Source organism: Sphingomonas sp. (assembly GCF_031380695.1).
Taxonomy (GTDB): Bacteria; Pseudomonadota; Alphaproteobacteria; order Sphingomonadales; family Sphingomonadaceae; genus Sphingomicrobium.
Window position 1 is genome coordinate 1 of the sequence record NZ_JANMWY010000235.1, and the last position, 5,740, is coordinate 5,740.

Genomic DNA, 5,740 nt, shown 5'->3' on the forward strand with positions numbered 1-5,740 from the left:
TCGAGCCGCCGCCCGCACCAACGGTCTTCACATCGAGCGAAGACGCGCGGACCGAGAGGTGGCCGACTTCGGTCGTGCGGACGCGGCGCGGCTCGCCATGTTCAATCAGCGCAACGTCGGTCGAGGTGCCGCCGACGTCGAGGGTGAGGATATTGTCGAGCCCGGCGTTCTTCGCGACCCACAGCGCGCCGGTAACGCCGCCGGCGGGGCCCGACATCAGCAGCGCGACGGGGTGTTCTTCGGATTTCTGCGACGACATCAGGCCACCGTCGGAGCGGAGCAGCGAGAGGCGGCCGGTCATCTCGATCTTCTGAAGCTTGTCGCGCAAATTGCGGACGTAGCGGCCGACCAAGGGACGGACGGCAGCGTTGGCGACGGTCGTCAGGGTGCGCTCATATTCCTGCATTTCGGGCAGGACGATATGGCTCATCGAGAGGGGAATGTCGGGCATCACCTCGGCGGCGATGGCGGCGACGCGGCGTTCATGCTCGCCGTTGAGATAGGCGTTGATCTGGCTGATCGTCAGCGCCTCGATGCCTTGCGCTTTCAATTTCTCGAGCTGGGTGCGGATGTCGGCATCGTCGACCGGGCGCACTTCCTTGCCGAACGCGTCCATGCGGCCCTTGATCTCAACGGTGTCTTCGAGGCGGGCGAGCGGTTCGGGCTTGGGCCAGACGATCCAGCCGGCCAGCCCGCCGGGAACGAAGCTGCGCGCGATCTGCATGATCTGGCGATAGCCCTGGGTAGTGACGAGGCCGACACGGGCGCCCTTCCCTTCGAGCATGGCGTTGGTTGCGACGGTCGTACCGTGGAGGAAATAGTCGATCCTGGTCGGCGATACCCCTGCCTCGCTGCACAGCGCATTGACCCCGTTGAGGATCCCCTCGCTGCTGTCGTGCGGGGTCGACGGGGTCTTGTGCCGCCAGAAATCGCCGCTGGCGTCGTCGAACAACAGCAAATCGGTAAACGTCCCGCCAACATCGACGCCCAAACGATAACCCATCTTCATTCCTTGTCTGCGTCGGCGGATGATGGCCGCGCGCGCGATGTGGCGCAAGTTTCGTCGGCGGTGAGCTCAGGGGATGACGATCTGGCGGATGGCGTGTCCGGAAGCGAGCCGGTCGAACAGCGCGTTGATGTCGGACAGCGAGGAGACCGAGGTCAGCAGCCGTTCGACCGGCAGGCGGCCGGCGCGCCACAGGCCGATGTAACGCGGGATATCGCGCGACGGGATGGCGCTGCCCAGATAGCTGCCAATGATCGTCTTGCCATCGGCGACGAGGCTGATCGCGGGGATGGAGAACATCTCGGCCGGGTTGGGCAGGCCGACGGTGACGATCCGTCCGCCGCGCTTCGCCAGCGCGTAGGCGCGTTCGAGGACGGCGGCCTTGCCGACTGTCTCGATAACGATGTCGGGGGGAGCGATGCCGCCCTCCTCGCCCGGGGCGAAGGCGGCGGTGGCGCCAAGTTCGAGCGCAAGTTCGCGCTTTTCGGGCATTGGTTCGATTACCGAGACGGGATTGGCGCCCCCGGCGATGGCGCCGAGCAGGGCGGCGAGGCCGACCCCGCCAAGGCCGTAGATGGCGACGCTTTCGCCGAGCCGCAGCGCTGCGCTATTAAGCACGGCACCAACCCCGGTGAGGATCGCGCAGCCGAACAGGGCGGCGATTTCGGCGGGCACGTCGGTGTCGATCCTGACCGCCGAGCGACGGTCGATGACGGCGTGGCTGGCGAAGGCCGAGACGCCGAGGTGGTGGTGGACATCGCCGACCCCTTCGTGGAGCCGGACGCCACCGCGCAGCAATTCACCCCTGCCGTTGGCGGCGGCGCCGTTGGGGCACAGATAGCCTTGGCCCGAGAGGCAGGCGGTGCAGGCGCCGCACGACGGCAGGAAGGCGAGGACGACGCGGTCGCCGACGGCGAATTGCGCGTCGTCGGGATCGCCGAGCGCCTCGACCATGGCGCAGGCTTCGTGACCGAGCGCCATCGGCATCGGGCGGGGACGGTCGCCGTTGATGACCGAGAGGTCGGAGTGGCACAGACCGGCCGCCTCGATCCGCACCAGCAACTCGCCGGGACGGGGCGGGTCGAGGGTCAGTTCGGCGAGACGCAGCGGGGCGGTGTCGGCATAGGGGCCGGCCTGACCGATGGCGTCGAGCGTTGCGGCGGTAATGGTGATTGGCACCGAAATCTCAGATCGCCTTGGCGGCGCGGAGGCGGTCGAGGTCGGCGGCGTCCAGCCCGAGCAGGTCGCGATAGACTTCGGCGTTGTCGGCCCCGACGGTGGCGGGGGCGAGGCGGCGGATGCTCGACGGCGTGTCGGACAGGCGCGGGAAGCTATTCTGCATCGCGAACTTGCCCCAGCGCGGGCTGTCGACTTCGACCAACGATTTACGCGCGGCGAAGTGCGGGTCCTCAAGCATGTCCTTCGCACCGAAGATGCGGCCGGCGGGGACGCTATATTCGACCATCAGCGCTTCGACTTCCGCGACGGTGTGGGTCGCGGTCCAGGCGGCGATGCGGTCGTCGAGCTCGGTCTGGTGTTGGCCGCGCGCGAGGTGGGTGGCGTAGCGCTCGTCGGTTGCGAGTTGGGGCTGACCCATCGCCGCGCACAGCCGGGCGAACACCGCGTCCTGGTTGGCGCCGATGAGATATTCGCCGTCGCTGCAGCGATAGACGTTGGACGGGGCGATGCCCTCGAGGATCGAGCCGCTGCGCTTGCGGACGTGGCCGCCGACGACATATTCGGGAACGAGGCTTTCCATCACCTGCAGCACCGCTTCGTAGAGCGCGCTGTCGACGACCTGGCCCTTGCCGGTGCGTTCCCGCGCGTGAAGCGCGGCCAGAGCGCCCATGCAGCCATAGGTGGCAGCGAGGCTGTCGCCGATCGACACGCCCATGCGGCTGGGCGGGCGGTCGGGATCGCCGACGATCGCGCGCCAGCCGCCCATCGCCTCGCCGATGCCGCCGAAACCGGCGCGGCCGGCATAGGGGCCGGTCTGGCCATAGCCGGAGACGCGGACGATGATCAGGCGAGGGTTGATGGCGTGGAGCACGGCGGGGCCGAGCCCCCATTTCTCCATCGTCCCGGGCTTGAAATTCTCGATCAGGATGTCGGCCTGGGCGGCGAGGCGGCGGACGATGTCCTGGCCTTCGGGAATGCGCAGATTGGCACTGACCGAGCGCTTGTTGCGGCCGACGACTTCCCACCAGAGTTTATGCTCGCCATGGCCCCAGTCGCGCATCGGGTCGCCGGTTTGCGGGGGTTCGATCTTGATGACGTCGGCACCCATGTCGCCGAGCAGCTGGCCGCAGAACGGACCGGCGATGAGCTGGCCGAGTTCGATGACGCGAATGTCGCTGAGCGCGCCGCGATTTTCCTGTGTCATTTGCCCCTCTTTGGAAACGGGCCGGCGCGGCTGACCATGGCGGGCAGCGGGCGGCCGAATTGATCGCTCATCCACTGCGCGGCGGCGATGGTGGCATCGAGGTCGTAGCCGGTCGCGATGCCCGAGCGGCGGCACAGATAGAGCAGATCCTCGGTCGCGACATTGCCGGTCGCATTGGGCGCGAACGGGCAGCCGCCGATGCCGCCGAGCGCGGCGTCGAGGGTGGTCGCGCCAGCCTGGATTGCCGCCCAGGCGTTGGCGATGGCGGTGTTGCGGGTATTGTGAAGGTGGACGCGGATGGGGAAGCCCGGGAGGCGATCCTGAAGGCGCCCGATGAGATCCGTCACCTGCCCCGGCACGGCGACGCCGATGGTGTCGGCGATGGCGATCTCGTGCGGGCCGGCGGCGGCGACTTCTTCGACGAGGGCAACGACGTGGGCGGGATCGACCTCGCCTTCGAAGGGGCAGCCGAACGCGCCGGCGATGGTCGCCTGGGCGCGGCGGCCCTCGGCGCGGGCGCGGGCGATGATGCGGGCGGCGACGGTGGCGGATTCGCGCGAGGTCTGGCCCTGGTTGGCGGCGGCGAAGGCATCGGTCGCGACCGCCACCGCGCCGACTTCGTGGACCGAGGTACGCAGCGCCCGGTCGAGTCCACGATCGTTCATGACGAGGCCGATGGTGACGACGTCGGCGGGTAGCGACAGGCCGGCGATGACCGCCTCGGCATCGGCCATCTGGGGCACGCGGTCGGCGCGGACGAAGCTCGCGACCTCGATCCGCTTTGATCCGGCAGCGACGGCACGGTCGATCAGCGCGATTTTCTGCGCGGTGGTGAAGAGCATCTGCTCATTCTGCAGCCCGTCGCGCGGGCCGACCTCGACGATCTCGATCATGATGCCAACAATGACCGCACATCGACCATCCGTCCACCGACAGTGGCGCCGGCGGCCACCACCGGGCTACCGTGCGGCGATGGGACAGGTCGCGACCGAAGGCAGCAACGCGGCAATTCCATCTTCCTGACGCTTCCGCTAGAGAAGCCCGATTAGCGGCAAGCCCTTGCGGCGGCTGGCGAAGTTGGAAGGATGGCAAGTGTACGGGGCGGACCAGCCGATGGCCGAGGCGATGCGCGCCGCACTGCGCGCGTGCAAGCGGCATTTCGTGGCGGTGGCGGGGTTCAGCGCGGCGCTGAACCTGTTGTTCATGGTGCCGATGCTGTACATGATCCAGATCTATGACCGCGTGGTGCCGACCAATGGCGGGCTGACGCTGTTGTTCCTGACCCTGGTATTGCTGTTCGGGCTGGGATCGCTGGCGCTGCTCGACCTGGTGCGGTCGCGGCTGCTGGTGCGGGCGAGTGCGCGGCTCGACCGCGAATTGTCGGCGACGTTGATGGACACCAGCCTGGCCGAGCGCGGCGGAACGCTCGACCGGCTGGCGCGGCAGACGATGCGCGAGTTTGATTCGCTGCGCCAGGTGCTGACCGGGCCGGCGATGCTGGCGCTGATGGATGCGCCATGGTCGCCGCTGTACGTGCTGGTGTGTTTCCTGATCCACCCGCTGCTCGGGCTGCTGGTGCTGGCCGGGACCGGCGTGCTGGCGCTGCTGGCGTGGCGCGCGGAGCGAAGCTCGACCGGATCGCTCGGCCGGGCGTCGGACGCGGCATCGACGACCTATGTCGCACAGGAGCAGATCCTCGCGCGGTCCGAAGTCGTCCGCGCGCTGGGCATGCGCGACAATATGGTGCGGCGCCACTTGCGCGAGCGGATGGACATGGTTCGTGAGCAACTGTCGGCCAATTTCGTGACCGGTCGCCACACCGCGCTGAGCAAGTTCCTGCGCCTGTCGCTGCAGTCGCTGGCGCTGGGACTGGGCGCGTGGCTGGCGATTACCGGGCGGACGTCGGCGGGGGCGATCTTCGCTGCGTCGTTCCTGGCCGGGCGGGCGATGCAGCCGATCGACCAGTTGCTGGGTTCGTGGCGCAGCGTGACCCAGGCGCGGACCTCGTTCGCCAAGCTGAACCAGTTGCTGGCGACGCGCGAGGCAAGCTTCGCGCCGACCGGCCTGCCCGCTCCGACCGGGCGTTTTTCGGCGGAGAATATCTTCGTCGGCAACCCGGCCGAGAATCGCTTCCTGCTCGGCGGGGTCGGCTTTGCGATGGGGCCGGGCGAGGTCATCGCGATCATGGGGCCGAGCGGGGCCGGCAAATCGACCCTGCTGCGCGTTCTGGCCGGGGCGCTAAGGCCCGAGCGCGGGCTGATCCGCATCGACGGGGCGAGCGCCGCCGACTGGGACAGCGAGCGGCTGGCGCGGCACATCGGCTATCTGCCGCAGGACGTGTCGCTGTTCGC

Annotated in this window: 5 protein-coding genes; 1 reads left to right on the forward strand and 4 read right to left on the reverse strand. The window is 68.5% G+C overall.

Annotation, left to right across the window (positions count from 1 at the left end; all coding sequences use genetic code 11):
• The 4 genes from RMN84_RS08405 to RMN84_RS08420 all read right to left on the reverse strand — a co-directional run.
• The coding region (locus RMN84_RS08405; RefSeq protein WP_309611728.1) for a hydantoinase/oxoprolinase family protein at positions 1–1,003 on the reverse strand (1,003 nt) is incomplete at its 3' end.
• 72 nt (positions 1,004–1,075) lie between these two features.
• Positions 1,076–2,179 carry an alcohol dehydrogenase catalytic domain-containing protein gene (locus tag RMN84_RS08410; RefSeq protein WP_309611732.1) on the reverse strand — a complete coding sequence of 368 codons (1,104 nt, stop codon included), beginning with the start codon at positions 2,177–2,179 and terminating at the stop codon, positions 1,076–1,078.
• Positions 2,180–2,192: 13 nt separating this feature from the next.
• Positions 2,193–3,389 (reverse strand): CoA transferase, encoded by a 1,197-nt coding sequence (locus tag RMN84_RS08415; protein WP_309611729.1) that lies wholly within the window; start codon positions 3,387–3,389, stop codon positions 2,193–2,195.
• Complete coding sequence (locus RMN84_RS08420) at positions 3,386–4,282, reverse strand: hydroxymethylglutaryl-CoA lyase (protein ID WP_309611730.1); 897 nt, start codon at positions 4,280–4,282, stop codon at positions 3,386–3,388. Before RMN84_RS08420 ends, RMN84_RS08415 begins: the two co-directional genes overlap by 4 nt.
• Before the next feature lie 328 nt (positions 4,283–4,610).
• Between RMN84_RS08420 and RMN84_RS08425 the strand changes: the two genes are divergently transcribed.
• On the forward strand, positions 4,611–5,740 hold a 1,130-nt coding region (locus RMN84_RS08425; RefSeq protein WP_405051466.1), incomplete at its 3' end, for an ATP-binding cassette domain-containing protein.